Annotated in this window: 31 protein-coding genes; 20 read left to right on the top strand and 11 right to left on the bottom strand. The window is 71.1% G+C overall.

Annotated elements, in window-relative coordinates; all coding sequences use genetic code 11:
• Positions 1-27: 27 nt before the first annotated feature.
• Together ACBJ32_RS42955 and ACBJ32_RS42950 are read left to right on the top strand one after the other, a co-directional pair.
• Positions 28-1,953, top strand: coding sequence for a BTAD domain-containing putative transcriptional regulator (locus ACBJ32_RS42955; RefSeq protein WP_375131692.1), 1,926 nt, complete (start codon positions 28-30; stop codon positions 1,951-1,953).
• 110 nt (positions 1,954-2,063) lie between these two features.
• On the top strand, positions 2,064-2,258 hold the full coding sequence (locus ACBJ32_RS42950) for a hypothetical protein (RefSeq protein WP_375131691.1): 195 nt from the start codon (positions 2,064-2,066) through the stop codon (positions 2,256-2,258).
• On the opposite strand, the gene ACBJ32_RS42945 is transcribed toward ACBJ32_RS42950, so the two are convergent.
• Positions 2,255-2,605 carry a hypothetical protein gene (locus tag ACBJ32_RS42945; RefSeq protein ID WP_375131690.1) on the bottom strand — a complete coding sequence of 117 codons (351 nt, stop codon included), beginning with the start codon at positions 2,603-2,605 and terminating at the stop codon, positions 2,255-2,257. The two genes, ACBJ32_RS42950 and ACBJ32_RS42945, sit on opposite strands and share 4 nt — an antisense overlap.
• Positions 2,606-2,814: 209 nt before the next feature.
• Between ACBJ32_RS42945 and ACBJ32_RS42940 the strand changes: the two genes are divergently transcribed.
• The 8 genes from ACBJ32_RS42940 (at position 2,815) to ACBJ32_RS42905 (ending at position 7,365) form a co-directional block, all read left to right on the top strand.
• Positions 2,815-3,330 (top strand): MauE/DoxX family redox-associated membrane protein, encoded by a 516-nt coding sequence (locus ACBJ32_RS42940; RefSeq protein WP_375131689.1) that lies wholly within the window; start codon positions 2,815-2,817, stop codon positions 3,328-3,330.
• Between the two features lie 91 nt (positions 3,331-3,421).
• Positions 3,422-3,859, top strand: coding sequence for a hypothetical protein (locus tag ACBJ32_RS42935; RefSeq protein WP_375131688.1), 438 nt, complete (start codon positions 3,422-3,424; stop codon positions 3,857-3,859).
• Positions 3,860-3,869: 10 nt separating this feature from the next.
• Entirely contained in the window at positions 3,870-4,028 is a 159-nt protein-coding gene (locus tag ACBJ32_RS42930; RefSeq protein ID WP_375131687.1) for a hypothetical protein, read from the top strand.
• Positions 4,029-4,046: 18 nt separating this feature from the next.
• Complete coding sequence (locus ACBJ32_RS42925) at positions 4,047-4,589, top strand: hypothetical protein (protein ID WP_357892641.1); 543 nt, start codon at positions 4,047-4,049, stop codon at positions 4,587-4,589.
• 47 nt (positions 4,590-4,636) lie between these two features.
• The gene (locus ACBJ32_RS42920) at positions 4,637-5,155 is read left to right on the top strand and encodes a hypothetical protein (protein ID WP_357892643.1); all 519 of its coding nucleotides are present in this window, start codon (positions 4,637-4,639) and stop codon (positions 5,153-5,155) included.
• Positions 5,155-5,682: a hypothetical protein gene (locus ACBJ32_RS42915; protein ID WP_357892645.1), complete on the top strand. Its 528-nt coding sequence runs from the start codon at positions 5,155-5,157 to the stop codon at positions 5,680-5,682. The genes ACBJ32_RS42920 and ACBJ32_RS42915 overlap by 1 nt, the downstream gene beginning before the upstream one ends.
• A complete protein-coding gene (locus ACBJ32_RS42910) occupies positions 5,679-6,011 on the top strand; it encodes a hypothetical protein (RefSeq protein WP_357892647.1) in 333 nt (110 codons plus the stop codon). The genes ACBJ32_RS42915 and ACBJ32_RS42910 overlap by 4 nt, the downstream gene beginning before the upstream one ends.
• 169 nt (positions 6,012-6,180) lie before the next feature.
• The gene (locus ACBJ32_RS42905) at positions 6,181-7,365 is read left to right on the top strand and encodes a DUF2786 domain-containing protein (RefSeq protein ID WP_375131686.1); all 1,185 of its coding nucleotides are present in this window, start codon (positions 6,181-6,183) and stop codon (positions 7,363-7,365) included.
• Between the two features lie 139 nt (positions 7,366-7,504).
• Here the strand turns inward: ACBJ32_RS42905 and ACBJ32_RS42900 are convergent, their stop codons facing one another.
• Positions 7,505-7,744: a hypothetical protein gene (locus ACBJ32_RS42900; RefSeq protein ID WP_375131685.1), complete on the bottom strand. Its 240-nt coding sequence runs from the start codon at positions 7,742-7,744 to the stop codon at positions 7,505-7,507.
• A 163-nt stretch (positions 7,745-7,907) separates the two neighbouring features.
• Between ACBJ32_RS42900 and ACBJ32_RS42895 the strand changes: the two genes are divergently transcribed.
• Together ACBJ32_RS42895 and ACBJ32_RS42890 are read left to right on the top strand one after the other, a co-directional pair.
• Complete coding sequence (locus ACBJ32_RS42895; protein WP_375131684.1) at positions 7,908-8,279, top strand: PadR family transcriptional regulator; 372 nt, start codon at positions 7,908-7,910, stop codon at positions 8,277-8,279.
• A gap of 62 nt (positions 8,280-8,341) precedes the next feature.
• On the top strand, positions 8,342-8,872 hold the full coding sequence (locus ACBJ32_RS42890) for a hypothetical protein (RefSeq protein WP_375131683.1): 531 nt from the start codon (positions 8,342-8,344) through the stop codon (positions 8,870-8,872).
• 70 nt (positions 8,873-8,942) lie between these two features.
• On the opposite strand, the gene ACBJ32_RS42885 is transcribed toward ACBJ32_RS42890, so the two are convergent.
• The 3 genes from ACBJ32_RS42885 to ACBJ32_RS42875 all read right to left on the bottom strand — a co-directional run bounded on the left by ACBJ32_RS42885 (position 8,943) and on the right by ACBJ32_RS42875 (position 10,526).
• Positions 8,943-9,584: a TetR/AcrR family transcriptional regulator gene (locus ACBJ32_RS42885; RefSeq protein WP_375131682.1), complete on the bottom strand. Its 642-nt coding sequence runs from the start codon at positions 9,582-9,584 to the stop codon at positions 8,943-8,945.
• Between the two features lie 20 nt (positions 9,585-9,604).
• Positions 9,605-10,255: a hypothetical protein gene (locus tag ACBJ32_RS42880; RefSeq protein WP_375131681.1), complete on the bottom strand. Its 651-nt coding sequence runs from the start codon at positions 10,253-10,255 to the stop codon at positions 9,605-9,607.
• 88 nt (positions 10,256-10,343) lie between these two features.
• A complete protein-coding gene (locus ACBJ32_RS42875) occupies positions 10,344-10,526 on the bottom strand; it encodes a hypothetical protein (RefSeq protein WP_375131680.1) in 183 nt (60 codons plus the stop codon).
• Between the two features lie 325 nt (positions 10,527-10,851).
• On the opposite strand from ACBJ32_RS42875, the gene ACBJ32_RS42870 reads away from it, so the two are divergent.
• Positions 10,852-11,379, top strand: a complete 528-nt coding sequence (locus ACBJ32_RS42870; RefSeq protein ID WP_375131679.1) for a nuclear transport factor 2 family protein — start codon at positions 10,852-10,854, stop codon at positions 11,377-11,379.
• Between the two features lie 133 nt (positions 11,380-11,512).
• Here ACBJ32_RS42870 and ACBJ32_RS42865 read toward each other — a convergent pair whose 3' ends face one another.
• Both ACBJ32_RS42865 and ACBJ32_RS42860 read right to left on the bottom strand, forming a co-directional pair.
• Entirely contained in the window at positions 11,513-13,156 is a 1,644-nt protein-coding gene (locus ACBJ32_RS42865) for an AMP-binding protein (RefSeq protein ID WP_375131678.1), read from the bottom strand.
• A gap of 199 nt (positions 13,157-13,355) precedes the next feature.
• Positions 13,356-14,138 (bottom strand): helix-turn-helix transcriptional regulator, encoded by a 783-nt coding sequence (locus ACBJ32_RS42860; protein ID WP_375131677.1) that lies wholly within the window; start codon positions 14,136-14,138, stop codon positions 13,356-13,358.
• 61 nt (positions 14,139-14,199) lie between these two features.
• Between ACBJ32_RS42860 and ACBJ32_RS42855 the strand changes: the two genes are divergently transcribed.
• Together ACBJ32_RS42855 and ACBJ32_RS42850 are read left to right on the top strand one after the other, a co-directional pair.
• Entirely contained in the window at positions 14,200-15,096 is an 897-nt protein-coding gene (locus tag ACBJ32_RS42855; RefSeq protein WP_375131676.1) for an NAD(P)H-binding protein, read from the top strand.
• Between the two features lie 157 nt (positions 15,097-15,253).
• A complete protein-coding gene (locus ACBJ32_RS42850; RefSeq protein ID WP_375131675.1) occupies positions 15,254-15,640 on the top strand; it encodes a hypothetical protein in 387 nt (128 codons plus the stop codon).
• On the opposite strand, the gene ACBJ32_RS42845 is transcribed toward ACBJ32_RS42850, so the two are convergent.
• Both ACBJ32_RS42845 and ACBJ32_RS42840 read right to left on the bottom strand, forming a co-directional pair.
• The gene (locus ACBJ32_RS42845) at positions 15,615-16,487 is read right to left on the bottom strand and encodes an oxidoreductase (RefSeq protein WP_375131674.1); all 873 of its coding nucleotides are present in this window, start codon (positions 16,485-16,487) and stop codon (positions 15,615-15,617) included. The genes ACBJ32_RS42850 and ACBJ32_RS42845 overlap by 26 nt on opposite strands.
• A gap of 70 nt (positions 16,488-16,557) precedes the next feature.
• Positions 16,558-17,319 (bottom strand): alpha/beta fold hydrolase, encoded by a 762-nt coding sequence (locus ACBJ32_RS42840; RefSeq protein WP_375131673.1) that lies wholly within the window; start codon positions 17,317-17,319, stop codon positions 16,558-16,560.
• A gap of 86 nt (positions 17,320-17,405) precedes the next feature.
• On the opposite strand from ACBJ32_RS42840, the gene ACBJ32_RS42835 reads away from it, so the two are divergent.
• The 3 genes from ACBJ32_RS42835 (at position 17,406) to ACBJ32_RS42825 (ending at position 20,413) form a co-directional block, all read left to right on the top strand.
• Complete coding sequence (locus ACBJ32_RS42835; protein WP_375131672.1) at positions 17,406-18,329, top strand: LysR family transcriptional regulator; 924 nt, start codon at positions 17,406-17,408, stop codon at positions 18,327-18,329.
• 213 nt (positions 18,330-18,542) lie between these two features.
• The gene (locus ACBJ32_RS42830; protein ID WP_375131671.1) at positions 18,543-19,727 is read left to right on the top strand and encodes a sensor histidine kinase; all 1,185 of its coding nucleotides are present in this window, start codon (positions 18,543-18,545) and stop codon (positions 19,725-19,727) included.
• Complete coding sequence (locus ACBJ32_RS42825; protein WP_375131670.1) at positions 19,724-20,413, top strand: response regulator; 690 nt, start codon at positions 19,724-19,726, stop codon at positions 20,411-20,413. The genes ACBJ32_RS42830 and ACBJ32_RS42825 overlap by 4 nt, the downstream gene beginning before the upstream one ends.
• 35 nt (positions 20,414-20,448) lie before the next feature.
• Here the strand turns inward: ACBJ32_RS42825 and ACBJ32_RS42820 are convergent, their stop codons facing one another.
• Both ACBJ32_RS42820 and ACBJ32_RS42815 read right to left on the bottom strand, forming a co-directional pair.
• A complete protein-coding gene (locus ACBJ32_RS42820; protein ID WP_375131669.1) occupies positions 20,449-21,279 on the bottom strand; it encodes a lysostaphin resistance A-like protein in 831 nt (276 codons plus the stop codon).
• A 743-nt stretch (positions 21,280-22,022) separates the two neighbouring features.
• Positions 22,023-22,328: a DUF1330 domain-containing protein gene (locus ACBJ32_RS42815; RefSeq protein WP_375131668.1), complete on the bottom strand. Its 306-nt coding sequence runs from the start codon at positions 22,326-22,328 to the stop codon at positions 22,023-22,025.
• 188 nt (positions 22,329-22,516) lie between these two features.
• On the opposite strand from ACBJ32_RS42815, the gene ACBJ32_RS42810 reads away from it, so the two are divergent.
• Positions 22,517-23,419, top strand: a complete 903-nt coding sequence (locus ACBJ32_RS42810; RefSeq protein WP_375131667.1) for a LysR family transcriptional regulator — start codon at positions 22,517-22,519, stop codon at positions 23,417-23,419.
• A gap of 462 nt (positions 23,420-23,881) precedes the next feature.
• Entirely contained in the window at positions 23,882-25,816 is a 1,935-nt protein-coding gene (locus ACBJ32_RS42805) for a hypothetical protein (protein ID WP_375131665.1), read from the top strand.
• Positions 25,817-25,863: the final 47 nt, after the last annotated feature.

Here is a 25,863-nt window from a genome sequence, read left to right as displayed (position 1 = left end):
CATCAGGCCGGTGACGGAAGCAGACACGTGAGGTTCCAGCTGCTCGGGCCCCTCCGCGTCCAGCCGACGGGGACGCCCATCCAGATCTCGGCGCGCAAGCAGCGCACCGTCATCGCCATGCTGCTCGCGCATGCCGGACGCGCCGTGCCGATCCGTTCGCTGGTGACGGAGGTCTGGGACGGCTGCCCGCCGCGCTCGGCCGTGCCGAACCTGCACACGTACGTCATGCGGCTGCGTCACGTCCTGTCGGCCGCCGATCCCCCGGCGGGCAGCCGGCTGGTGACCTCCGACGGCGGCTACCTGCTGCTGGTCGAGCCGCCCGAACTGGACCTGTTCCTGTTCGAGGAGCAGCTCGCACGGGCCAGGAAGGCCTTGTCCGGCAAGGACCTCGGGGCGGCGGAGGCGGCGTACGCGCACGCCCTCGGGATGTGGCGCGGCACCCCCGCCCAGGACGTCCCCCTCGGCCCGGCCCTGCGCAACGTGGTCGCCGACCTGACCGACCGCTACCTGAGCGCGGTGGAGGAACACATCGACGTCCAGCTGGCCCTCGGCGCGCACCGAGCGGCCGCCGGCCGGCTCCGCGCCCTGACCGGGCGGTACCCGCTGCGCGAACACCTCCACGCCCAGCTCATGCTGGCGCTCTACCGCTGCGGCGACATGCCGGGAGCCCTGGAGGCGTTCTCGGCGGCCCGCCACGCCCTGGCGGAGGAGCTGGGCCTGGACCCGGGCGCCGAGCTGCGCCGCCTCCACCGCGCGATCCTGAACCACGACGCGGACCCGGGCCCCGCGGGCGTCTCGATCATCAACCTCCTCGGTACCCAGCCAACCCAACGCCTCCGCCTGTTGCCCCCGATCCCACCGACCTTCGTCGATCGCCCCCAGGTACTCGTGCTCGCCACAACCGCCCTGGGCGCACCGCCCCCGGCGGACCAGCGGAGGGGACGGACGCCCAGCCCGGCCCATCCCCCGGATGGCGCCCCGGCCGGCCAGGGCGGCGTGGGCGGGGTGCGGGTGGTGGCGTTGCACGGGGGCGGCGGGAACGGGAAGTCGGCGTTGGCGCTGCGGGTGGCGCAGCGGGTGGCCGGGCGGTACGCCGACGGCGTGCTCTACGCCGACCTGCGGGGATCGGGTGCCGGCGTGCCGCCCGCGCGGCCGGTCGAGGTGCTCGGGCATTTCCTGCGCGCGTTGGGTGTGCCGGGTCGCGAGGTGCCGGTGACGGAGGCCGAGGCGGCGGCCCTGTACCGGTCGATGCTGGCCGGTCGCAGGGTCCTGGTGGTGCTCGACAACGCGACCGGTGCCGCGCAGGTGGCGCCGCTGGTCCCGGCGGGCGACGGGTGTGCCGCGCTGGTCACCTGCCGGGGAGTGCCGGCGACCCTGGACGCGGTGCCGATCGCGGTGGGCCTGCTGGAGGAGGCGGAGGCCGTACGGCTGCTGGCGTTGCTGGCGGGCGGGCCCCGGGTGGCCGCCGAGCCCGGGGCGGCGGCGGATGTGGCCCGTTCGTGCGGCTACCTCCCGCTGGCGGTGCGGGCGGCGGGCACCCGCCTGGCCGGGCGCCCGGACCTGTCCCTGGGGACCTTCGCCGCACGGTTACGGGACCGGGGCAGCCGCCTGGACCTGCTGCCGGGTGTCCGTTCCTGCTTCAGGGCGGGTTACGATCAGCTGTCCGAGCGGTCGGACGCGGCCCGGGCCTTCCGGTTGCTGGGCGAGCTGGACCTGCCCGAGGTCGACGTGGCGGTGACGGCGGCGCTGCTGGGAGTGCCGACGGAGCCGGCGGAGGCCGCGCTCGACGTGCTGGTCGAGCTCCGCCTGCTGGAGCCCGCGCCCGGTGGCCGACTGCGCATGCACGACCTGGTCAGGCTGGTGGCGGCGGAGCTGTGCGCCACCCGCGACACCCCCGAGGAGCGATCCCGGGCCCTGCGACGGGCCCGGCGGGCGACCCTGCGGCACGGATAGCGACCACGCCGTACAACCGCTCGCGACCGCGCTGTAGCGCGGGTATACGGGCGGCTGTATGCGGTGCCGATAACTTTCAGGAACACCCCCCGCAGAAGGAGACAATCGCCATGACAGGCGTCCTGGAACGGCTCGGCGACCGCGTGCTCGGCAGGCTCGTGCCCAAGGCCACCGCGAGGGCCGACACCTCCTACTACGTCACCTGCTCCTGCACGAACATGGTGCGCAAGCGCAAGCTGTGCCACGTCGTCGGCGGCACGTCCGGCTGCACCGGCTGCATCTACGTCGACGTCTGGGTCTGCTAGCGCAGGGTGTAGGTGAAGCAGCCCGCGGCGCGGCCGATGCCGACCGTGATGCGCACATGCCCGTCGGGCGGCAGCAGGATCTGGCCGGGGTAGATCCTGTCCTCGGACGGCGAGCCGTCGTCGTTGAGCACGGTGGAGGTCGCGGAGGCGTCGCGCACGTAGTAGGCGACGGTCCCCGACTCGACGTGCTCGACCCGGATCAGCGCCTCGGCCCGCCCCTTGCCGGGATCCTGCGCCACCCACAGTTTGGCCACGCCGCCGCGCTGCTCGCGCAGAACCGCGCCGAACGGCCCGGCCCGTACGCCGCCCGCCGCGGCGCCCTCGTCCCCGGCGCGGTCCGCGTCCACGCAGGGCACCCCGTCGCCGGACGGGGTCGGGGGCGGCGAGACGGACGTCGTCCAGCCCACGGTGCTCGGCGGCGGCTCCTTCGCCGCGGCCTGTTTCTGGGCGGGCGACCCCGCGGAACAAGCGCCCAACAGAAATAGCAACGCCGAGAACGGAAGAAATGTCGACCTTCTCATTCGTCAAAGTATTACCAGCGTCCACGATGATGTCCATGGATGCCGCCGATCTCGCGGGAATAGGTTGCGGGCTGCTCGCCGCGCTTTTCCTGGCGAGCGGCGTGCCGAAAATCAGGCGGCCGTTCGGGCTGGCGCTCGCGCTGATCCGTTTCGGCGTCGTCAAGCGGGTGCGGCCCGGCCTGGGCCGGGTGCTCGGCGTCGTGGAGGTGGCGGCGGGCGTGGCCGTGGCGGTCAGCCCGGTCCTGTTCCCGGCCGCCTTGGCCGCGCTCGCGCTGCTGGTGGCGTTCACCGCGGTGGTCGTGCGGTCGGTGCTGGCGGGGCAGAGCGTGGAGTGCGCCTGCTTCGGCACGGGCGAGACGACCTCGTGGGCGACGGTGGCGCGCAACCTCGTCCTGATCGGCGTCGCGGCGTTCCTCGCCGCCGTGCCGGCGGTCCCGAGCATGGAGCAGCGAATTTCGGGATTACTCATCGGCGGGGCGATCACGTGTGGATATCTGCTGATTTCCACGCTGGCCGTGCTCAAGCCTTTCAGCGTCCGGATCGACGGGTGAATGGAACGTCATGGGATACACCGCGTTGTTCGTCGTGTGCGCCGTCTGGCTCATTCTGCTTTCGCTCGGCCTTTTGGTCGTACGCCGTGAATTGTCGATTCTGCAGGACCGCGTGGCGGTGAGCGGGGCCGCGCCGGCCGACGGGCTCGCCGTCGGAGCGGTCGCGCCGCCCTTCCCCGGACTGCGCGACAACGACGTGGTCATGTTCTTCTTCGGCGACTGCGAGCCCTGCCACGAGGTGGCGACGGAGGTCGCGCGCTCGTCCGACCCGGCCGGGTTCGCCTGCGTGGTCAGCGACGGCACCATGCCGGGCTCGGCGGAGGGTTTCCGGCGGATCCTGCACGAGGACTCGCGCGCGCTCATCGGCGCGGAGGCCGGCACCGTCCGTGAACGGTACAAGGTGCACTCGGGCCCGTTCGGCGTGGCGGTGTCGGGCGGCCTGGTGGTGGCCAAGGGCGTGCTGCGGTACGCCGACGACATCGAGCAGCTCTACCACGCCGCCTACGGCCCGGCCCCGGTCGGCAGGTGAGGAGACACCGATGCCCGCCCTCCTGACCAGCCCGCGGACCAGACCGGCACTGGCGCTCCTGCCGGCCGTGCTGGGCCTGCTCGCGGGCCATTTCCTGGGGCTGCAGCCCTGGGCCCTGCTCGTCGTGGCCGCGCTCGTCGTGGGGATCGCGCAGCAGACCCTCCCTTGAGGCCCCAACGTGATCATCATGATCACGCGCGCCCGCGTGTCCGGGTGCTTCGGTTCCTCGGTGGTGGCCGGTGCCGTCCTCGTGCTGTCGGCGATGACGGGCGCGGCGCTCGCCGGGGCTTCGGCCGGTCTCCTCGGCGCGGCCGTGGAACCCTCGCTGCGGGCGTTGCTCGCGGTGGCCGCGGTGACGGTCTCCGTCGCCGGCGCGGCGTTCAAGCCGGTCCCCTGGCAGCTGGACCGGGAGACCGACACGCGCTGGCTGGGCTACAACGACTGGCGCACCGCCGCGTACAACGGGTTCGCGCTCGGGCTCGGCTTCACCACGCGCATCGGTTTCTGGCTCTGGTACGTGGTGCCGCTGGCCGCCTTCGCCACGGCCGACCCGCTGCTCGCAGCGGCCGGTTACGTCGTCTTCGCGCTGACGCGGGTGGGCCTGTCCGCGCTGCTCACGTCGATGGACGTGTACGTCTCGGGCGGCATCGCGCGCGCCCGCATGATCACCGATCCGCTGGCCGTCGCCGCGCTCTGCGCGCTCTACCCCGTGCTCGCGCCCCTGCTGTAACCCCCCGAAAAGCCCCCGTAGTAACCCCCCAAAGAAAGGAAGCAGTAATGAAGGAGGAATCGACCAGACGCGGGCTGTTCGCCGGCATCCTCCGGGATCCGGCCGGCGCCACGCCGCTGCCCCCGTCCGACGCCCCCATCGGGGTCCTGGTCAGCGGCGCCGGCCAGGACGTGACGGTGCGCCGTTACGGCGCCTCGGCCGGCGTCGCCGCGGCCGCGCCCGTCGCGGCGAAGGCGGAGGAACTGCCCTACGGCTGGACGCTGCGGCCCGGCGACCTCGTCGTCATCGACGAGTCCGTCCCGGGATCTCCCGTGGCGGTCACCCTGCACCGCAACGTGCACGGCACCGTGGCGGAGGTGTCCGAGGACCGCATCACGGTCAACGGGCAGGTCTGCCTGCTCGACCCGCGCACGCTGCACTACGAGGGCATGGCGGGCGAGCCGTCCGCCAGGCCGCTGGCCCAGCCGCTGAAGCCGGGCGACAGCGTCGTCCTGGAGTGCTTCGACAACCGCGTGGACGGCACCCTGACCGTGCACTTCATGCGGCGGCTCAGTCGGGCGGCCTGATGGAACAGGTTCTGGCCGTGGTGCTGGTGGCGGCCTGCGTCGTCCTCACGGTGGCCTTCCTGGCCTGCCTGCGGGGAATCGCCGAGCTCCGGCTGCGCCTGACGGGGCGCGGCATGGATCCCAGCGCCCAGCTGATCATCGGCAGGAAGCTCCCCGAGAGCCTGGTCGGGCTCATCCCCGACGCGACGCAGGACGCGCTGGTGCTGTTCATGTCCAGCACCTGCGGCACGTGTCACGGCCTCGCGGCGAGTCTGGGCGAGTTCGAGGGCCGGCAGACGGTGGCGATCGTCGCCGGCGACTCCGCCTCGGACCTGCTCGCGACGCTCCCGCCGCACGTCGCGGCCTTCGACGGCGAACGGGCCAAGGCCGTGGACGCCGACCTGCCGATGGCGATGTTTCCCACCGTGCTCCTGCAGCGCGACGGGTTCCTGGTCGCCTTCGCCAGCGGCAGCGACGCCGACAGCGCCGCGGACCTCGAAGTGCTGTGGGAACAGAGATTGGACGTACCAGAGGGGATGAGCGCATGATCGTCGAGCACGTGAAGAAGACGCGGCTGACGAGGAGCAAGTTCCTCGCCGTCGCCGGGGCGACCATCGTCGGGGTCGCCAGCAACGCCTGGTTCCCCGGCCGGGCCGAGGCGGCGCCGGACGGCTGCTACGGCTACCCGAGCTGCAGCTGCTGCTCGGCCACGACGTGCTGCGCGAGCGGCTGCACCAAGCGGTACAGCTGCGGCGGCAAGCAGTGCTGGACGACGTGCGCCTACCTGGGCAGCACGCTGTACCGCTTCGACTGCTGCGACTTCACCAAGAGCGGCGCGGGGTGCATCTGCCGGGTGAATCACCGGGCCTGCACCTGACCCGGGGCGCGGTGCGGTGGGCGCCTCCGCCGCCCACCGCACCGATCGCCTCCCCCGCCGAGAAATCGCGAGGAAACTGCTGTCCCGCCCGGCCGATGGCGACGAAGAGCTCAAGGCTGCGTCACGGTAGGGTTCTGGCGGACTTTCTTCAAGGTGGACGGCAGCACGGGTGAGTAAGGCAAATGAGCTGATCGGCGCGGCGATGGAGGCCCTCGCCCGCGAGGACGAGGCAGCCTTCGACTCCGCCGCCGCATTCCTGGCCGACCGGGACGACGCCGATCGCGTGCTGGTGGAGGTCGTGACCCGTGCGATCTCGGGGTTGTGGCGGAACGGCTGGCAGCCCGCCGACGTGGTCAGGATCGCGGCCAGGCGGCTGAGCGACTGGCACGGGCGGGTGGCGGCTGACCTCATCGCCTGGGAGATGCGGGCCTACGCGCCGGCCACCGTGGATGAGCGCTGGCGCGACCAGCTCGCCGCCCTGGAGGCCGCGGTGTGGTGGAAGGGCGGCTACCTGGCGGCGCGGCAGGCACGCGACGGGGTCAGCCGGCTGATGACCGTCTCCGGCGGGCTGGAGCTGCTGGGGTTGCTGACCGGGCTGCCCCGGCTGGAGTCGCTCGGCCCGCCGCCCGGGACCGCTCGCCGTACGGTCCGGGCGCGCCCGCGCGCGGTCAGCGAGAAGACGTTCGCGCGGGTGCGGGCGCTGCTGGCCAAGGCGGAGTCGACGACGTACGAGGCGGAGGCGGAGACGTTCACGTCGGCGGCGCAGAGCCTGATGGCCAAGTACAACATCGACGCGGCGATGCTGGACGCGCAGCCAGGCGGAGCTGAGGCCCCGGCGGGCATCCGGGTCGGCATCGACGCGCCGTACGAGCACCCCAAGGCCGTGCTGCTCGACCGCGTCGCCGAGGCCAACAGGTGCCGGGTGATCTGGTCGAAGGAGCTGGGGTTCGCCACCGTGCTGGGGTTCTGGGCGGACCTGTCCTGGGTGGAGGTGCTGTTCACCTCGCTGCTGGTGCAGGCGCAGACCGCGCTGGTGAACTCGGGCACCAAGAAGCACGGCACCGGCCGGTCGAGGAGCAAGACGTTCCGCCAGTCGTTCCTGTCGGCGTTCGCCTCCAGGATCGGGGAGCGGCTCGCCGAGGCCACGGCGGGTGCGGTCGCGCAGGAGAGCGACAGCCGGGGCACCGACCTGGTGCCGGTGCTGGCGGCCCGCGAACAGGAGGTGGAGCAGGCGGTCGTGCGCATGTTCCCGAACCTGGTCTCGCACAGGGCCCGCACGTCCTGGGACCGGGAGGGCTGGGCGGCCGGCCGTACCGCCGCCGACCAGGCCAGCCTCGGGACGCGGGAGCGATAGCGGGATGTGGAGGTGGAGCGCGGCGCGGCAAGCCGTACAAGGTGGCTGACCGCTCCACCATTTCCGGCAAAAGGCCGGCGCCTCCCGCAAGACCTCCGCCGGGCATTGCTGACCCGCCCGCCCAGCTCCGCCCGTCCACTCAGCTCCGCCAGACCGCGCCCGCACCGCGAAAGCGGGCGAGCGGGGCGGCCAGCAGCGCCGTGACCGGGCGGACGAAGACCGGGGCGAGCAGCCCGACACCGGCGATGAGCAGCATGACGACGGGCATGAACGTCTTGTTGTTGGTCGCGCCGTCCGGGTCGCCGGCGGCGTTGACGGCCATGCTGATGACCGCGGTGGCCGGCAGGCCGCCTCCGGCGATCCAGCATCCGGCCGTCATGGCTTCGGCTCCACCGCCGCCGCGCGCAGTGCCTCCGCCGGCCGCACCCTGGCGGCGCGCCAGGCGGCGGCGACAGCGAACAGTTCCCCGGTGTGGAAACAGTCGCGGCGGAGAGATGCGAGGAAGCCTTTCGCAGCTTGTTTCACCTACGTACGATAACCGCATGGCAGGCATCCAAAGAGTCACCGGGCCGACGCTCGACGTGATCGAAGCCCTGCTGGAGGCTCACCAGCGCGGGGTCAAACTGCACGGCTGGGCCATCTCGAAGGCCACCCGTCGTGCGGGCCCCACCGTGTACAAGGCGCTCGACCGGCTCGAGGACGCCGGCATGATCGTCGGGGAGTGGGAGGAACTCGGGCCCGACGAGTCCCGGCCTCGCCGCCGCCTCTACACACTCACCGGCGACGGCGTTCCCGCTGCCCGCGCGCTCCTCGCCCAGCGCCGCCCCACCACGCCCGTGCTCAAGGTGCGCCCCGCTCCCGGCTTCGCGGTCGGCGGCCGGCTGCGCACCCCGTTCTCGGGAGGCGCCCGGTGAATCCCGTTCTTGCCGGCGTCATCGCCGGTGTCATCGTCGGTGAGTGCGGGCCGTGGACCGCCTTGCTCGCCGTCAAGCTCGTACGGTGGTCGGCCCGTCTGCGCTATCTCGACGCGGCGCGTGGCGAGGTCAGGGCCGAAGAGCTGGCCGCCTACGTCCGGGACATGCCGGGCAACCTGTTCAAGTTGTTCATCGCGCTGTGGTTCATGGCCGGCGCGTCGGTTGCGTGGGCGCATCGCGGCCGGCGCTGGTTCCGGAGGTGGCAGGAATCCCGGGCCGTCAAGGCGAGTGAACGGACGCAGCGGCCGGCGACCCTTGTCCGGCGCATGTCCCAGGGGGGACTTCGGCTCGGTGCCAGAGTGTCGCCGAGGTCCGCTCTGAAGGCCGCCGTCATGGTGGGGGCCGGCGGGGTGCTGCTTCAGCTGGTGATCGACCTGTTCCAGGTTCCCTCATCGCTGGTGAACCTGATCAAGGTGTTCAACGGGGTGCTCATCGGAACGGGCGCTCTCGTGGCGCTTGCGTACGCCGGCGGGGGGCGGCGTGTGGGCTCCTGGGTACGGCAGTACAGAGCGCGATCCGGAAGACGGCGGTGATCGTCGTTCGGTTGGGCATGGTGCGACCGGGTCGGCTCGACTGCTCGTTGCCGGGCCGAGAACGCGATGGTCAGAGGTTCGGCGGCGGGTTCAGGAGTTCGCGGGCCAGCGCTTCGCCCCACCACCGCTCGACCCGGTCCGGGGACCAGCCGCGTTCGGCGGTGAGCGTGGTGTAGACGTCGATGCTGCACAGGCCCGCGTAGATGTCGGCGGCGGCCGGCACGTCCAGGCCCGGGCGGAGGGTGCCGGTCTGCCACGAGGAGAACACCGCCACGCGGGTCTCGTCGGCGCGGGCGCGGCTCTCGCGGTAGAGGGCGGCCAGTTCCGGCTCCGTACGGGCGGCTTCGCGCAGGGGCACGATGACGTCTCCGGCGTGTTCATACAAGCGCCGGTCGAAGGCCGCCATGACCGCGAGTTGCCGCTCGGGCGTGGCCTGCGGCGCCTCCAGTTCGGCGAGTTGCCGGGAGGGGTCGGCGGACAGGCCGGCGGCGTCCACCAGCGCCCTGGTCAGGCCGGCCTTGTTGCCGTACACGGAGTAGACCGTCGGCACGGAGACTCCCGCCTCGCGGGCGACGTCGCGTACGGTGGTCGCCGTCCATCCCCGCGCGACGAAGAGCCGGCGCGCGGCCTGGGCGATCTCGGCGCGGGTCTCCATCGCCTGTGCCGTGCGGCGGAGCGAGTCGTAGCGGCGCCGGGTCCCCTCTGCGCTCATGACGGGTAGCGTAGAGGAAGCTATCGCAGCAGCAGGGACAGGCTGTACGCCACTGTCCAGGTGATCCAGCCCAGCCACCCGATCAGCCCCGCCGGGCCGAGGCGGTTGCCGCCCTCGACGTTGAACGGGGCGGCGAGCGAGGCGACGAGAAGCAGCGCGGCGCTGAGGTATCCGAGGCACGCCTGCCAGAGGGGAACGAGACCGCCACCGACGCCGGCGGCGGTGAAGCCGAGCAGCGCCATGGCCAGGAATGCCTGGTTGAACCCGAACAGCACGTTGCTCATGCCCCACAGGCCCGCCATGGAGCCGTGTCCGTGGCGGGCGGCGGTGGCCATGCCGAACCGGAGCGCCTCGACGCAGGTGAACGTCGCGTTCTGCAGCAGCACTCCGGCGAAGCCCACCAGCGCCCACGCCCTCTGATCGGCGCTTCCGTCCCACAGCACCGACAGCAGCCCGGCCGCGAAGAGCGTCAGGCACAGCCACGTCACCGGTACGAGCACCGACGGCTTCTTCAGCGCGTCCGCGACCTTCTCGTACGAGTCGGTGGCCGCTTCCAAGCCCTTGCCCGACGTCGGCAGCGGGAGGCCGGAGCGGAGGTAGAGGACGTTGACGGCGACTCCGACGAGCACGAACCCGACCCCGCCCAGCCCTGACAGAACCATGAACCCCATGCCGGCGCTCCCCTGCTATTGAGTTAACGCTACTTATAATGAATATATAGCACGTCAATCGAGCGCCAGGCTGTCCCCTGCCGCGAGGTCAGCCGGCAGGCATCCGCCGATGCGCGCCGGAGAGCAGGTTGTGCATGGCGGCGTGGAAGACCTCCGCCTGGAACAGGCCGATCAAGGCCGCATGCCCGACCCCTTCCAGGACCACGAGGCCGCGAACCTGCGGGAGCCGGCGGCGGTACGGCCGTCGGCGGGCGCTTGGTAGTGCACCCATCGCGGGGTCCTCTCCGAGGAGCCCGCGACATCGGCTCATCGACCTTCCCGGACCGGCTCCTCCACCGGAGGGACGTTCCCCCAGTATTCGTGCAACGCGCTGATCCGCTCGCCCGCGACCCTGACGATGATCGCCCGCAAGGGTGCCGACGGCGGCCCCGAGCAGCGTCCGCCGGGACCCGGTTCGGGCAGGATCATCGGTCGTCCGGGTGTCGCTTCTGTCGATCATGAGATGGGATTGGAGCAAGAGCAACCGAAAGATGGCGTGAACAGCCGTTCGTGAGAAACGTCGGTGCTCGACCGCCTGATTTGGAGGATGAGGGCAGATGGCTGATCGCCAGGCGATGGCGCGCACGTGGGACGAGCACACCTCGGCCGAGTTCGTCACCCGCGACGTGGAGGCCACGATGCGCACGATGACGGACAATCCAAGCGTCATGCACGTGCCGACCGGCATGGGGGGTGTCGGCTTCGACGGCGTACGTGACTTCTACCGGCGGTGGTTCGTGGGGCGGAACGCGGCCGACATGTCCATCGAGTCGCTGAGCCGTACGGTCGGGGAGGCGAGCATCGTCGACGAGATGATGATCTCCTTCACCCATGACATCGAGATCCCGTGGATCCTGCCCGGCGTGCCGGCGACGGGCAGGCAGGTACGCGTCCCGGGGATCGCGATCGTGGGCTTCGAGGGGACAGCCGTCGCCAGCGAGCGCATCTACTGGGACCAGGCCTCCGTGCTCGCCCAGGTGGGCCTGCTCGACCAGGAAACGGTGAAACGACTGCCCGTCATCACCGATCCCCAGGGCCTGCTGGCCGGCACCGTGGCCCCCAACCAGCTGGCACAGCCCCGGTAGCACGGGTTGCCGGGCGGCTCTCGTACCGGCCGAGAACACCGCCCGGATGCCTGCCTTGTGCCAATGTGGATGGCCGGTCCTGACCGAAGTGCGGCGACGTCCCCCGCGGATCGCGGCGCTGGACGCGATCCGGTCAGGAGGTGGCGCCGCGCTGCCTGAGCTGGTCCTTGCGCACCTTGCCGAGGTCGTTGCGAGGCAGGGCCGGGGCGAGGAGCAGGCGGGTGGGCAACTGCCAGCGGGACATGCCGCGGCCGGTCAGGTGGTCGCGCAGCTCCTCCAGGGACGGGGGCGGGTCGGCGGCGGGGACGACGACGGCGCAGGGCAGCTCGCCGTGTTCGGCGCTGGGGTAGCCCACCAGGGCCACGTCGGCGACGCCCGCGTGCTCGCGCAGGCCCTCCTCGACGTCGTGGACGGGGATCATGCTCGCGCCGGGTCCGGAGATGCGGTCGGCGGCGCGGCCGAGGTACTGCAGGCCGCCGCGCCCGTCGTCGCGGACGAGGTCGCCGGTGTCGTACCAGCCGTCGTGGTCGCGCGGGACCCAGACCGGGCGGCCGGTGTCGCGCCGGAAGGTGCCCAGGCAGACGGACGGGCTACGCACGGCGAGCCGCCGGACGCCGCGCCCGGCGCCCGGCTCCTCCCGCAACCGCACCTCAACGCCACGGCGGGGGGTGCCGATGCTGCGGGCGGCCCAGCCTGGCGGGTCCGCCGCGCTGGTGCTGAGGCCGCCGCCGGTCTCGGTCATCCCCCAGTTGTTCATCAGCTCGGCGCCCAGGTGCTCGCTGATCAGCAGCGCGTCCGCCGCAGTCAGCGGCGCGGCGAGGCTGTTCAGCCTCCGCAGCTCGGGGAGCGGCCGCGGGCGCAGCCGCTGCTCGGCGGCCAGGTCGCGCAGCAGACGCGGAATGGCGATCATGGACGTGGCACGGTGCTCGGCCAGCAGGTCGAGCCAGTGCGCCGGGTCGGGGCTGTCGCTGATCAGCACGCGGCGGCGGCGCAGGACGGTCTCCAGCACGATCTTCCTGAATCCCGCGGGGACACCGATCACGCTCGCGACGGCGACCGGGTCCGGGACGGGTCCCTCGGCCCGGGAGATGGCCGCGTGCATGGTGTTGAAGCTGTGCAGGACGCCCAGGGCGTCACCGGTCGTGCCCGAGGTGAAGGCCACCAGCGCCACCTCGTCGGCGCGCAGGGGCGTCGGCGGCGGGATCGGGCCGCGCGCGCCGCGCAGCCGGGCGTCGAAGTCGACGGCGGAGGTGGCCGCCGCGTCACCGAGGACCACGCGGTGGCGCAACTCGGGCAGCCCAGCGGCCGCCTCGGCCAGGACGCCGGCGTGGTCGACACCGTCCCAGCGGTCCACGGTGACGCATACGCCCGCGCCGCAGACCCGCAGCCTGCGGCGCAGCTCGTGCGCGCCCATGCCCAGCTTGAGCGGCAGCACGACCGCGCCGAGGTGGGCACAGGCCAGCGCGAGCGCGACGGCCTCCCACCAGTTGGGCAGCTGGAAGGCGACCACCTGGCCGCGCCGCACGCCCAGCCCGTGCAGGCCGGCGGCGAACCGGTCGGCCTGTTCGCCCAGCTCGCCGAACGTCAGCGTGCGCGTCCGCTCCCTCCGGTGCGCCGACGAGCTGATGAGTGCGACCTGACCGGGGACGGCGGCACGGGCGCGGGCGAGATCGTCGACGACGGTCTCCTCGCGCCAGTGGCCGGCGGCGCGGTAGCGCGCCGAGGTGATCGGATCAGGGTGGACGGTGGTGGCCAGCTCGCGCAGTTCGGCGTTCACGGCCCGGCACTTCCTCTCCTTTGCCTAGTACTGACAAGGAAGTACTACCCAGAGTAATTATTTGGTAACTTACCGTGGCATCGGGTGATTCCTGGAGCGTGGTCGAGCCGAAGCTGACGTCCAGGTCCACCGCCACGACGTGGCTCTCATCGAACCCTGTGCGCAGCATCCGGCACCCACACGTGCAGGAGACCTCCGCTCACGACCTGACCCCCGACGCGCCCCCGCCTTCCGGTCCGGCGCCCGTGGCGGCGTGGTCGGGGCGGGGGCGGCGGCCGAAGTCGGTGGCCAGCCAGGCGGCGAGGTCCTCTGCCGGTCTGCGGCGCTCGCCGGGCCCCGGCTCCCCCGTCTCCGGCTCCCGCACCCGGTCGAGGCGGAACACCCGCCAGTCGCCGGCGTCGAGGTCGTGGGCGAGGAGGTACCAGTGGCCGCGGGCGTAGAGACAGCGCACCGCCTCCACCCGCCGCTCGCTGGCCACCCCGTGCCGGTCGCGGTAGGCGAACCGCAGCACGAGGTCCTCACCGGCCGCCCGCAGCAGCACCGACAGGATCGCCGGGTCCACCTCCCCGCTCTCGCCGCCGACGTTCTCGCTGCCCGCGGCGGCCTGGTCGAGCACGGTACGCAGCCGCCGCGGCAGCACCCGCGACAGCTTGGCCAGCGCCCGCTGCGCGGCGTCTCCCGCGAGCACGCCCTCCGCCATGCGCAGGGCCGTGACCAGGGCGAGAACCTCGTCGTCCTGGAAGATCAGCGGTGGCGTCCTGCTGCCGGGGCGCAGCGCGTAGTGGCCGCCCGGCCCTGGGCGGCTCTCGACCGCGTAGCCGAGGCGCTGCAGGCGGGCCACGTCACGCCGCACGGTGCGGGTGCTGACCGCCAGGCGCTCGGCCAGCTCGCCCGCCGACCAGCCCGGTCTGGCCGCCAGCAGCTCCAGCAGGTGGAGGGTACGGCCGGCGGGATCGCCGTCGATCGGCTCGAAAACGGTCATGGTTCCAGTGTGCCGACCATCGCGGACAGGATCCGGCCACATCTCCTCGTACGGTGACGGCATGGAAATCGCCATCACCGCACCGTCCGGCAATGTCGGCCGCCACCTGGTCGGCCACCTCGTCCGCGCCGGCGTCCGCCCGCGCCTGCTGAGCCGCCACCCCGAACGGGCCCGAGCGGGCTGGGGCGACCTCGTGGACGCGCGCGAGGTGGACCTGCGGGACGCCGCGGCCGTCACCGAGGCGACCCGCGGCGTCGACGCGCTGTACCTGATCGTGCCGCCCGGCGAGGGCGACGACCCCGTGGCCGGCTACGCCGAGGCCGGCGAGGCCGTCGCCGCCGCGATCGCCGCCAACCAGGTCCCCCGGACCGTCCTGCAGAGCAGCGTGGGCGCGGAGCTGCGCAAGGGCGCCGGCGAGATCGACGGACTGGGCCACGTGGAGGAGACGCTGGACCGGCTCACCGCCGCCCACCCCGGCCTGGCCGTCACCCACCTGCGGTGCGGCTACTTCTACAGCAACCTGCTGTTCGAGCTCGATGCCATCCGCTCGGGCTCCGTGGCCGTGCTCCTTCCCGCCGACCAGCGGTTCAGCTGGGTCGCGCCGGCCGACATCGCCATGGTGGGCGCGTCCCTGCTGCTGCGCCCCGACTGGTCGGGACGGCACGTGCGCGCCGTGCACGGCCCCCGGGACCTGTCCTGGAACGACGCCATGGCCGTGGTCGGCGAGGTCCTCGGCCGCACCGTCACCGTCCGGCGCGTCGAGGACGACGTCATGCGCGCCACGCTGGCCGGAGCGGGCCTGACCGAGGCGCAGGTCGAGGCCATCATGGGCATGTCGACCGGGTTGCGCGACGGATTCGTGCCCGAGCAGCCCAGGACTCCGGAGACCACCACGGACACGACGCTCGGCGCGTGGGCCTGGGCCGAACTGCGCCCCGCCCTGGCCGCCTCGGGCTGAACCCGCCCCGGCCCCGACCAGGTAGCGCTCTGCCGAGGACGAGCGGCGTTCAGGGTTGGATCGTGGGTTGAGGCTTGCCCGCCCGCCCGCCGGCCTGGCCGCGAGCGGCGGATGGCGCGGAAGTTTCCGGCAACGGTTCAACGACATCGTGGAACGCATGAGTGCTGACCACTACGAACGGGTCGCCGGCCCACCCTCCACCCCGCCCGCCCGGCGGGAACTACTGGGCCGCGAGCACCTCGGCTCGGCGATCGTGCTGGCCGGCGGGGTGCTCGTCGGCGCGATCAACATCTACCTGGCGGCGAGCCTGCTGCCGACCGCGGTGGCCGAGCTCGGCGGCGCGAGCTTCTACGCCTGGAACATGACCGGCCGCCGCCACGACGGCTGGGCGTCGGTGACCCTTCGCTCCGTTCGGACAAACAGCGCTTTCCATGGCGCACCGACACGATCCTTACCCAACCTGGGCGCCTGCCCGATGTTTCTGGTGATCTACAGCCCGGCCGGGTCAGATCGGCCGCTCAGGCGGCAGGCAGGGGAAACTTGATATGTGTGAGGAGTTCGGAAACCTCCCAGAGCTTTTGCGCGGTGTCATCGTTGAGTGCTTCGCCGGACAGTTCTTCGAGGGCGGCGGGGCCGCGTACGCCGAACCGGCTGGGGCCGGAGAAGCTGGCGCCGGGAACGTTGCCGACGGTGGCCAGCAGGGTCGGCCGGGCCCCGCCTTCGGGGCTTTGGGCCAGTAGCCGCGTTCCCAGTGCGAGGGTGTGGTCAAGGATCCGCCGGCCGGTGGTCATGGTGAATCCGGTGGCCGCCCAGCCGGGATGCGCTGCCGTGGCCAGGATCGGTGAGCCGGCCCTGTTCAGGCGGCGCTGCAGCTCCCGGGTGAACAGCAGGTTGGCCAGCTTAGTCTGTCCGTAGGCGCCGAACGGCCGGTAGGGCCGTCGTTGCCACTGCAGGTCCTCGAAGTCGATGCGTGCGCTGCGGTAATTGGTGGAGGACACGGTGATCACCCGCCTGGTGATCTGGCTCAGGAGCAGGTTCGTCAAGGCGAAGTGCCCGAGATGGTTGACGCCGAGCTGGCTCTCGAAGCCGTCGGTGGTGTGCTGCAGGGTGTGGGTCATGGAACCGGCGTTGTTGATCAGATAGTCGATGGGGCCGTCCGTCGTGCGGGCGAACTCACGCACGGAGGCCAGCGACCCGAGGTCGAGCGGGCGCGACTCGGTGAGGCCGCCTATCTCGGCGGCGGCCGCGCGGCCGCGGGTCTGGTCGCGCACGGCGAGGATGACCCGTGCGCCCTTCGCCGCCAGTGCGGCAGCGGTGGCCTTGCCGATGCCGCTGCTGCCGCCGGTGATGATGACGGTCCGGCCGGTCTGATCGGGGATGTGCATGGTCATGAGGTGATGGCGGTCTTTCCGTGATCGTGTTGCGCGGTGTTCAAGATCGATGGCTTCCGGATGTGCGGCTTCACAGGCTGTCCCAGAAGTCCGACATCATGCGGGCGGCCCGGGCCGGGTCCTGAAGCATCCACCAGTGACCGAGCGCGTCGAGGTCGACGGCACGGGCGCCGGCGCGCTGGGTGGCGCGGTGGCGGAGGGCAACGCTGCCGGCAGTGAGGTCGTCGGTGGCCACAGGAACCAGACCGGGCCGGGCTGCTGCCGCCGGCAGGTTGCGCCCGCGTTCGGCCAGCATGTTCTCGGGTACGGAGCGGTACAGCGACAGGATGGCTCTGCCCATCTCGGGGCCCTGCCCGAGCGCCACCTGGCCGGCCGCCGGCTCCGGGATGCCCCACGAGATCATGCGCGCCGTCCGTTCCGCGGCGTCTCCCGAGAAGGTCTCCTCGATGTGGCGTTCCCCATCCCCCGGCGTCTGCCAGGTCTTTGCGATCTCATGCCACGAGAAGTCCGGTTCGTACCCGCCAATGGTGTCGCTGATCCAGCTGCGCACCAGGTCGGGACGGGCCATCGCGACTTCCAGCACGTAACCGCCGCCGAAGTCGTGACCGACCAGGTCCACCGGGGTCCTGAGCTGCGACAGTTCGTCAATGAGCCAATCCCGGTAGTCCAGGAAGGTGGCCCCGAAGCCTGCAGGAAGTGCGGCACCGAAGCCCGGAGGTGAGAGCCGGACCACGTCCTGCTGCTGGGACTTGGGCAGCTCGCTGATCAGAGGGGTCCAGACCGCAGAGGTCACCGGGACGCCGTGGACAAAGACAATGGTCATACGAGGCATGACACCACCGGACCGGCGTAGGCGTCCAAGACCTGCATTGCACCCCGTTATGCAGGAAGTGCATGACGGGGGACTAGTCTGGGGACATGCTTCCCGATCTGGACCTACGGCTGGTCCGGTACTTCACGGTCGTCGCCGAGCAGCTGAACTTCGCCCGGGCGGCCGAGGAACTGCATGTTGCCCAGCCTTCCCTGAGCCGTCAGATCCAGCGCCTGGAGAACACTCTCGGCGTGCGTCTGCTGGAGCGCACCACCCAGGGCAGCCGCCTCACCGCCGCAGGCGCGGCTTTCCTGCCCAAGGCACAGCAACTGCTGCACGGCGCCCAGCAGGCGGTCCAGACCGCCTTGGCCGCGGCGCCGGCGCGCACCATCACCATCGGGTACGTCGACGATCTCGTCATCACACCCGCCGTGCGCAACCTGCGCCGGCGATATCCCGACGCCCACGTCCGTACTCGTCACCTCGGCTCGCAGGACGCCTCCATGCTGCTGGAGCGGCAGGTCGATGTCCTGGTCACCCGTACGCCGCTGCCGATCCCAGCCGAGGATCTGGCGGTGACGGTCCTGTACTCCGAGGCCCGGGTCCTGCTCGTGCCCGCGTCGCACCGCCTCGCAGGGAAAGAGGCGGTCACGGCCGACGACATTGCCGCAGAACCACTCGTGGGCTGTACCGGGATGGGCGTCGAATGGACCACCTTCTGGCGGCTCGAACCCCGATCGGACAGTGAACCCGCCCCGGTGGGTCCTACCCTGGCCGAGACCTACGAGGACAAACTCGAGGCCATCGTCGACGGCACCGCCATCGCCATCGTCCCTGCCGGCGACCGGCGCTACACCCTGCGCCCCGGCCTCGTCACCGTTGCGCTCGACGGGATCGAGCCTTGCCAGATCGTCGTAGCCACCCGGACCGCGGACACGAACCCACTCGTCACAGAGTTCGTGCGATCCGCGAAGGATCTCCTGGTCGGGCACATCACCAGCGTTACGGCCCCTCCCGCCCGTTCTGCGTAGTATTGTCCCGCTGATGGGAGGGTTCCCGGGCGCGGTGTCACGACGGAAGGGACCGCCGCCTTACGGCACCCGTCCCAGGCCCGGCATGCTGCCCGGTCAGCTGGCCGCTGCGGAGGTAGCGGGCGAGCGCTCCGGAAGAGCAGCTTCCCGCGCGAGATGGCGAAAGGCTCTGAGTGCCCCAGGTACGGGCAGAGGGGCCATTAGACTGCACCAATGATCGCGAGCGTTCCCCTGGCCGTCCGCTCATGGCCGATCTGGTGGAGAGCCCGGCACGCCTCGGTCAAGGACAGCGCGCTCGCGGTGACGCTCACTGCGCTGGCGTTCGTTCCTACGCTGTCCCTCATCGGAGCGCAGCTCAGCGACCTGCCGAAGCGCCCGGCCGACGCCTTGGCGGTGGTGCTGACCGTGGCGCAGTCGGCGCCGCTGGCGCTCCGCAGCCGTCACCCGGCGGCCTGCCTCGCCGTCATCGGCGCCGCCTTCGCCGTTCATCAGGCACTCTGCTATCCGCAGACGTTCGCCAGCATCGGCTTCTACCTGGCCCTGTATACGGCCGGAGCTCAACAGTCCCGGCGGCGTCGCACGCTCGCGGCGGCGGTGAGCGGCGGCTACGCCGCGCTGGCGGTCGTCCTGAGCCAGTTGGGATCCCCCAACCGGATCTCGGACTTCCTCGCCTTCTACCTGGTTCTGGTGGTGATCTGGATGGCCGGCGTCGGCGTGCGCCGATGGCGGGCCGAGGAGGCCGAACGGCAGCGGCTCGGCGCGCTGGCGGCCGGCGCCGACGAACGCGCCCGCATCGCCCGCGAGCTGCACGACGTGGTCACCCATCACGTGACCGCCATCGTGGTGCAAGCCGACGCGGCACAGTTCCTGGTCGGCACCGCGCCGGAACGCGCAGGGCAAGGACTGGCCGCCATCAGCGACACCGGCCGGCAGGCGCTGACGGAACTCCGGCATCTGCTCGGTGTGCTGGAGGCGACCGGCGACGCCGCGCTCACGGACCGCACGCCGGCCCTCGACAGGGTCGCCGACCTGGTCGAACAGGCCCGCGTCTCCGGCCAGCCCGTCGAACTGACCGAGCACGGTGAGCGCCTGCCCCGGCCCATCGACGTCGAGCTGGCCGCGTACCGGGTGGTTCAGGAAGCCCTCACCAACGCCATCAAGCACGCGACGGGCCGGCCTACCAGGGTCACGGTCCACCACCGCGCCGACCACATCGACATCGAGGTGACCACCGACGGGTCCGCTCTCGCAGAAGGCCCCGCCGTGCCGTCCGGGGGACGAGGGCTGGACGGGCTGCGCCAGCGCCTGCACATGCTGAACGGTGAGCTGACCGCCGCAGCCCGGCCCGGGGGCGGGTTCAGCGTCCGGGCCCTCATCCCGTCCAGGAGCACCGCATGACCAGTACGCCGATCCGGGTGCTCATCTGCGAGGACCACGAGCTGGTGCGCACCGGCTACACCACGGTCTTCTCCGCCCAGCCCGATATGGAGGTCGTCGGGGAGGCCGCGGACGGCCGCGCGGCGCTCGAGGCCGCGCGGCGGCTGCTGCCGGACGTCGTCGTGATGGACATCAGGATGCCCGTCCTGGACGGCATCGAGGCCACCAGGCGACTGGCCGGGCCCGGCGTCGCCGATCCGGTGAAGGTGCTGGTGGTGACCACGTTCAACGTCGACAAGTACGCCTACGAAGCGCTCAGGGCAGGCGCCAGCGGGTTCCTGCTCAAGGACGCGCGGCCGAAAGAACTGGTGGACGGCGTACGCACCATCGCGCGTGGTGATTCCCTGCTGGCGCCCGCCGTCACCCGTGCCCTCATCGGCCGCTTCGCCGAGCGCTTGCGCCCCACCGACTCCTCCCGCACGGCCCTGCAGGAGGTCATGCGGGCACTGACGCAGCGGGAGCTGGAGGTACTCGAACAGCTCGCTGAGGGCCTGTCCAACGCGGAGATCGCCGGACGATTGTCCATCAGCGCCGAGACCGTCAAGACGTATGTGTCGCGGATCCTGACGAAACTCGACCTGCGGGACCGTGTACAGGCGGTCGTTCTCGCCTATCGGGTGGGATTGGTGCCAGCCGATCAGGGTTGACGCGGCGTCGGCTCCCGCGGCCGGCATCGTGCCGGTCAGGCGGAGAGCTTGGCGCGGTGCGGGCGGGGCCGGATCTGACCGGTGCGGGCGGCCCGCCGCAGCAGGAAGATCGTGGGCACCATGCAGACCAGCAGGGCGAAAAGGCTGGCCTCGGGGCCGAAGGTGCCGCCGGTCAGCGCGGACGGACCCGACAGCGTGACGTTCAGCAGGCCCTCGGGCGGTACGCCCGATCCGGAGACCGTGACACCGAAGATCCCCGCTTGGGTGAAGTTCCAGGCGAAGTGCAGGCCGATGGGCAGCCACAGCGAGCGGGTGGCGACGTAGGCGGCGGCCAGCATGGCTCCGCCCGTCAAGGCGATCGCGAACGCACCCCACAGGGTGGCGTTGGGATTGACCAGGTGTATCGCACCGAACAGCAGCATGGATACGACCAGGGCGAGCACCGTGCCGATACGTTCCTCCATGATGCGGAACACCACCCCGCGGAACAGCAGTTCCTCGGTGGCGGCGACGCCCGCCATCAGGCCCGCGGCGCCGAGGAAGCCGCCGAAGGAACCCCAGGACACCTCCTGCCAGCCACCGAATACCGCGATCAGCACCATCAACCCGGTGAACAGGCTGAACCCGAGCACCGCGCCGCGCCGCAGCTGGGACCATCGGCCCGTCTTCCCGAGTTCGGAGATGTCCGGGCGGAGCTCGACGGCCCGGCACAACCAGTGGTAGCAGGCCACAGCGGTGATGGCCAGGCCGACGCCCACCGGCAGGGCGAGGATGGGGACGGGCGAGACGAGTTGGTTGATCCCGCCCGTCACCACCATCACACCGAACAACGCGACCAGCAGGACGGGGAATCGGAACCTGCGCAACCGGCCGCGGCCCGTGGCAGGGCCGGCTTGCGGGAGGGTACTTTCCGGGTGCTCCGGGGACGCCACGATCGCGATCCTCTCGATCAATTTCCGCGGTGTCTTCCGCGGCTTATGTGAGGTTAGGGATCGGAGCCGGGCGTGCCATCCCCCTGGAACGGACATCGCGGTAGCTCTCACGGGGGATCAGGAACCTGTACCGCGTCGAAATTCAGTCGCGATGGCTCTGAGCTGCGGATTGACTGCGTCCGGCCCTGACGACAAGATCACGCTTTGTCTTGTATCGGGCGTTCTCGCGGCGCTGGCCCGGTGGTTGCCGGCGGTACTGCGCGCTCATCGGCCGGACACCGTCCTGCGCCGGCACCGTCCGGCGTCCGCCCCGGGCCGAGGAACGCCGCGTGCGAGGTGCCGGCCGCAGCAGCGACCGCACGCCGGTCCGCGTCCGTCGCCGCCGGGTCGTCGTCGGCGACGGCCGTGGGGCTGCCGCCCCGGCCGTCGCGCCGCACGCACGCATCGACCACCGTGACATCCGGCCAGGACATCGGCCCCCCTTGACGCTCAACGAACCGGCAACCGCGAACGGCGTCCGCCGATGGCCGGACCTGGCCGCAACGGCCGGCCGAACGCGTCCCGGAGCGTACCGGCCTGCCTCAGCCGGTGCCGTCCCGCACCGGGTAGTGGATGATGACCGCACCGCCGGTGGCGTGCGTATCAGGTGACGGATGCTCGATGGCTGGGCCCGCCGGTCAGTCGATGCCTTCGATGATGCGGAAGTCGCGCTCGAAGCCGTCGGGGAGGGCCACCAGCGCCTTCTGGTATGCCTCGCTCTCGTATGCCGCGACGGCCTGTTCAAAGCTGTCGAACTCGATCAGAACGACGCGTTGCGCGATTCCGGCCTCGTGGGCGACGACTCGACCGCCACGGGACGGGATCCGGGACAGGACGCGCCCGCCCCCAGCCTGGACAGCCGGACCGGCCAGCTTGTCGTAGGCAGCCAGACTCTCAGAGCCGGAAATGGCGGGGTAGACACTGACCCAGTAGCCCTTGGCCATGGAAACCTCCTGTGTGGGGCCGGACACGTCCGGCTTCGAAGTGACACTCGGATCGATCGATCCCGGCGACGGGTACTGCGGTCGGCTGAATCGTCATATGCGCAGGTTAGGGCTCGATGTGCGGTCGAGGGAAAGATCGGTACGGGATAGGCTCAGAACGGATCGTTATCAATCGGCGGGGAGGGCGCGTGGCGCCGGACACGGTGAGCCTGCGGTACTTCCTGGTGCTGGCGCAGGAGTTGAACTTCACCCGCGCGGCCGCACGGATCGGTATCGCACAGCCCGCGCTCAGCGCCCGGATGCGCCGGTTGGAGGCGGAACTCGGTACGGCCCTGCTGGTCCGCAACACGCGTAGCGTCGTATTGACCACGGCCGGTGCGGCCTTGGCGGAGTCCGCGCCGCCCGCGCTGGCGGCGCTGGACCGGGCATGGGACACCGCCCGGAGCGCGGCGGCCGGTGAACTGGGCACGCTGCGCATCGGATACAGCCTCAGCGCCGGGGCCGAGACGGCACCGGCCCTGGTGGACAGGCTGATTCGCGGCAACAGCGGACTCGAGGTCAGCGCGGTCCCGATGGCGACACCGGAGATCTCCCCCGCGGTCGCCGACGGGCGCATCGATGCCGGGATCACCCGCGGTGAACAGCCGGGCCGTGGCGTGCGCCGATTCCTGCTGCGGCGTATGCGCGTCGGGGTCCAGCTGGCGCAGCACCACCCGCTGGCCGAACACCCGGAGATCGAGATCGCCGACGCGGCCGCGTACCCGCTGCGACTCCCGGACCGTGCGGCCAACCCCGTGATCCACGATCAGCTGTCCGCACTGTTCCGAGACACCCGACCACACCCCCGATTCCACACGCCCGCAGTCTCTTTCGACATGTCTCAGCGCGACCTGCTCGACGGGGTCACCCTCGCCCCGGCCGGAGAAGCCGCGGCCACGGCACAACCGGCCGGTCTCACCTGGCGACCGCTGCGGGGCGCGCCCAGCCTGACGATCCACCTGGTCCTCCCACGCGAGCAGTCGCCGCTGCACCGCCGCGTCCGTGCCGTCGCCAAGACCCTGGCGCGCGAGCTGCACTGGCTGCCGGACTGACGCCCAAGAGGTCAAGCGAGACGGACGTCTGCGGTGGCGAGGCCGAAGACCTTGCGCCCGGCGGACTTCGCGGTGATGACGACGACGGCGGTCTTGCTGAATGTCCGACACGACCTCGCTACGCCGGCGGATCAGCATGGCCGGAAGGTGTCGGAGGTTCGCAGGCTGCGCTGCGGGTGGCCCCTGGGTGGGAGGCGCGAGTGAGCCGGCTCTCGATCTTGAACGTGACGTTCGACTGCGCGGTCACGCCTGACGAACAACCGCGGTCAACTCTCGCGAACAAACCCAACAGCATCATGTGCAGTTGCTGCCACGCACTGAGGCGCCTGAAATATGTGATGCAGATCATAGAAGAAACAAACTCGAAAGAGCGCCTTATGCGAGAGGGCGACTTGACCAGCGATCTTGTCAAGCCCCTGGGACGGCTGGCTGGGCCAGCCAACGGCCCCCATCGCCACGACCGTGAAACGACTGCTGTCAGGCACCGGCGCCGATGCGCTGTGGCTGTCCAGTCACAGCTATGAGGACGGTTTCGGGCGGCCCAGAGAAACCCAGACAGCATCACCCGTGGGTGGCCGCATCGTCGAGATCAGCACGTACGACTCCCGCGGACTGGCCCAGGCCGTCACCGAACCCGTGCACAACACCGAGCAGCCTGGCAGCGGCCTGCTGAACCCCGCGCTGACGGACGTGCCGCAGTGGACCAAGATCTCGTACGACGACCAGGAACGCCCCGTCGCCGCCGTCTCCTACCACTTGGGGACGGAATTGCGCCGCACGACCACGGCCTACCCCGGTGCGGAACGGGCCGAGGTGACCCCGCCGGTCGGCATGAAGACGGCGACGGTCACCGACGTCTTCGGCCGTACCGTCAAGATCGAGGAGTGGGCGGACGCGTCCACGCATCACGACACCACCTTCGCCTATGATCTCAACGGCAACCTGTCGCAGATGACCGATGCGAATGGCAACGTTCGCACGTTCACGACCGACCTGCTCGGCCGCCGCACCGCCGCCACCGATCCCGACGCCGGATCCAGCTCGTACGGCTACGACCTGGCAGGGCGCATGCGCTGGAGCATCGACGGCCGTGGGCAGAAGATCTCCTACACCTACGACGACCTCGGACGCCGCACCACTCAATGGGCCGGTGAGGCGGACAGCGGCACGAAGCTGGCCGAGTGGACCTATGACACGGTGGCCAAGGGCCACCCCGCCACCGCCACGCGCTACGCGGGTGACAGGGCCTACACGCAGGCGGTCACCGCGTACGACGACGACTACCGGCGCAGCGGCACCAGCATCGTCATTCCTCCCCCCGAAGGGGCCCTCGCCGGAACCTATGCCTTCGCAGCCGGCTTCGACGACGCGGGCAACCTGCGGGAACAGGGGGTGCCGGCGGCCGGCGGCCTGCCCGCCGAGACGATCACCCACACGTACACCGGTCTCGGTCTGGCCAAGGGGATCGCTTCTGACCATGCCGGTGGCTTCACCTACGTCAAGGACACGACCTTCACCGCCACAGGCAAACTCGCGACCCGAGCCCTCGGCGGCGACGGCCAGGTCAAGCGCGTTCTGGAGCGGGATCCGGTCACCGACCGGCTCAGCAGGATCACGACCCAGGCCAAGGCCAACACCTCAGCGCCTGACACCATCCAGGATGACCGCTACGCCTACGACGCAGCGGGCAAGCTGACCAGGGTCCTCGATTCCACCTCCACACCCGCGCAGGCGGAGTGCTACACCTACGACGGTCTGCGTCGGCTCATCGCCGCCTGGACGACCACGGCCGCGGCGTGCACGACCGGCTCGGCCGACAACCTGGGCGCCGACCCCTACAACCAGAGCTATTCCTACGACAAGGTCGGCAACCTCACGGCCTTGACCGACAACGGTCAGACCGCCGCCTACGCCTATCCCGCACCTGGCTCCACCGCCGTCCGGCCGAACGCGGTCACCTCCATCACCAGGCCCACGGGTACCGATTCCTACACCTACGACAACGCCGGCCAGCTCACCTCCCGCATCGTCGGCGGCAAACAGGGCACCTTCACCTGGAACGAACTGGGCCAGCTCACCCGTGCCACCATTGCGGGTCAGAACACCGACATGGTCTACGACGCCGACGGCCAGCGCCTCATCCGGCGCGACCCGAACGGTACGACCACGCTCTACCTCGACGGTACCGAGCTGACCCTGAGCGGTGGGCAGGTATCAGCCAAGCGCTACTACGCCACTTCCGACGGCTCGGTGATCGCCATGCGTGACAGCGCCGGCGTCACCTGGCTGCTCTCCGGCCTGCACGGCAGCCAGCAACTAGGGCGTGTATTTGGTTGTGATCAATCTGCGGGATCCGCCCTCGTTTCGGGGTCCGATCCGGTAGATCGTTTTGCGTGACGCGAGTGCAATTGACGGATGTGGAGTGGGAGTTCATCGAGCCCTAC

It is taken from the genome of Nonomuraea sp. GTA35 (genome assembly GCF_041950525.1).
In the GTDB taxonomy this organism is placed as follows: Bacteria; Actinomycetota; Actinomycetes; order Streptosporangiales; family Streptosporangiaceae; genus Nonomuraea.
Note: the sequence above shows the minus strand (reverse complement) of the source record. Positions and strands in the feature narration are given on the sequence as shown.

What these genes read in the sequence shown, in the direction of transcription:
- ACBJ32_RS42895 (WP_375131684.1), top strand. Translation starts at nt 7,908, where the DNA reads ATGGCAGGCATCCAAAGAGTCACCGGGCCGACGCTCGACGTGATCGAA.
- ACBJ32_RS42930 (WP_375131687.1), top strand. Translation starts at nt 3,870, where the DNA reads ATGCCCGCCCTCCTGACCAGCCCGCGGACCAGACCGGCACTGGCGCTC.
- ACBJ32_RS42825 (WP_375131670.1), top strand. Translation starts at nt 19,724, where the DNA reads ATGACCAGTACGCCGATCCGGGTGCTCATCTGCGAGGACCACGAGCTG.
- ACBJ32_RS42910 (WP_357892647.1), top strand. Translation starts at nt 5,679, where the DNA reads ATGATCGTCGAGCACGTGAAGAAGACGCGGCTGACGAGGAGCAAGTTC.
- ACBJ32_RS42875 (WP_375131680.1), bottom strand. Translation starts at nt 10,526, where the DNA reads ATGGGTGCACTACCAAGCGCCCGCCGACGGCCGTACCGCCGCCGGCTC.
- ACBJ32_RS42925 (WP_357892641.1), top strand. Translation starts at nt 4,047, where the DNA reads ATGATCACGCGCGCCCGCGTGTCCGGGTGCTTCGGTTCCTCGGTGGTG.
- ACBJ32_RS42900 (WP_375131685.1), bottom strand. Translation starts at nt 7,744, where the DNA reads ATGACGGCCGGATGCTGGATCGCCGGAGGCGGCCTGCCGGCCACCGCG.
- ACBJ32_RS42860 (WP_375131677.1), bottom strand. Translation starts at nt 14,138, where the DNA reads ATGACCGTTTTCGAGCCGATCGACGGCGATCCCGCCGGCCGTACCCTC.
- ACBJ32_RS42920 (WP_357892643.1), top strand. Translation starts at nt 4,637, where the DNA reads ATGAAGGAGGAATCGACCAGACGCGGGCTGTTCGCCGGCATCCTCCGG.
- ACBJ32_RS42830 (WP_375131671.1), top strand. Translation starts at nt 18,543, where the DNA reads ATGATCGCGAGCGTTCCCCTGGCCGTCCGCTCATGGCCGATCTGGTGG.
- ACBJ32_RS42850 (WP_375131675.1), top strand. Translation starts at nt 15,254, where the DNA reads ATGAGTGCTGACCACTACGAACGGGTCGCCGGCCCACCCTCCACCCCG.
- ACBJ32_RS42840 (WP_375131673.1), bottom strand. Translation starts at nt 17,319, where the DNA reads ATGCCTCGTATGACCATTGTCTTTGTCCACGGCGTCCCGGTGACCTCT.
- ACBJ32_RS42880 (WP_375131681.1), bottom strand. Translation starts at nt 10,255, where the DNA reads ATGGGGTTCATGGTTCTGTCAGGGCTGGGCGGGGTCGGGTTCGTGCTC.
- ACBJ32_RS42885 (WP_375131682.1), bottom strand. Translation starts at nt 9,584, where the DNA reads ATGAGCGCAGAGGGGACCCGGCGCCGCTACGACTCGCTCCGCCGCACG.
- ACBJ32_RS42915 (WP_357892645.1), top strand. Translation starts at nt 5,155, where the DNA reads ATGGAACAGGTTCTGGCCGTGGTGCTGGTGGCGGCCTGCGTCGTCCTC.
- ACBJ32_RS42950 (WP_375131691.1), top strand. Translation starts at nt 2,064, where the DNA reads ATGACAGGCGTCCTGGAACGGCTCGGCGACCGCGTGCTCGGCAGGCTC.
- ACBJ32_RS42835 (WP_375131672.1), top strand. Translation starts at nt 17,406, where the DNA reads ATGCTTCCCGATCTGGACCTACGGCTGGTCCGGTACTTCACGGTCGTC.
- ACBJ32_RS42845 (WP_375131674.1), bottom strand. Translation starts at nt 16,487, where the DNA reads ATGACCATGCACATCCCCGATCAGACCGGCCGGACCGTCATCATCACC.
- ACBJ32_RS42940 (WP_375131689.1), top strand. Translation starts at nt 2,815, where the DNA reads ATGGATGCCGCCGATCTCGCGGGAATAGGTTGCGGGCTGCTCGCCGCG.
- ACBJ32_RS42870 (WP_375131679.1), top strand. Translation starts at nt 10,852, where the DNA reads ATGGCTGATCGCCAGGCGATGGCGCGCACGTGGGACGAGCACACCTCG.
- ACBJ32_RS42855 (WP_375131676.1), top strand. Translation starts at nt 14,200, where the DNA reads ATGGAAATCGCCATCACCGCACCGTCCGGCAATGTCGGCCGCCACCTG.
- ACBJ32_RS42815 (WP_375131668.1), bottom strand. Translation starts at nt 22,328, where the DNA reads ATGGCCAAGGGCTACTGGGTCAGTGTCTACCCCGCCATTTCCGGCTCT.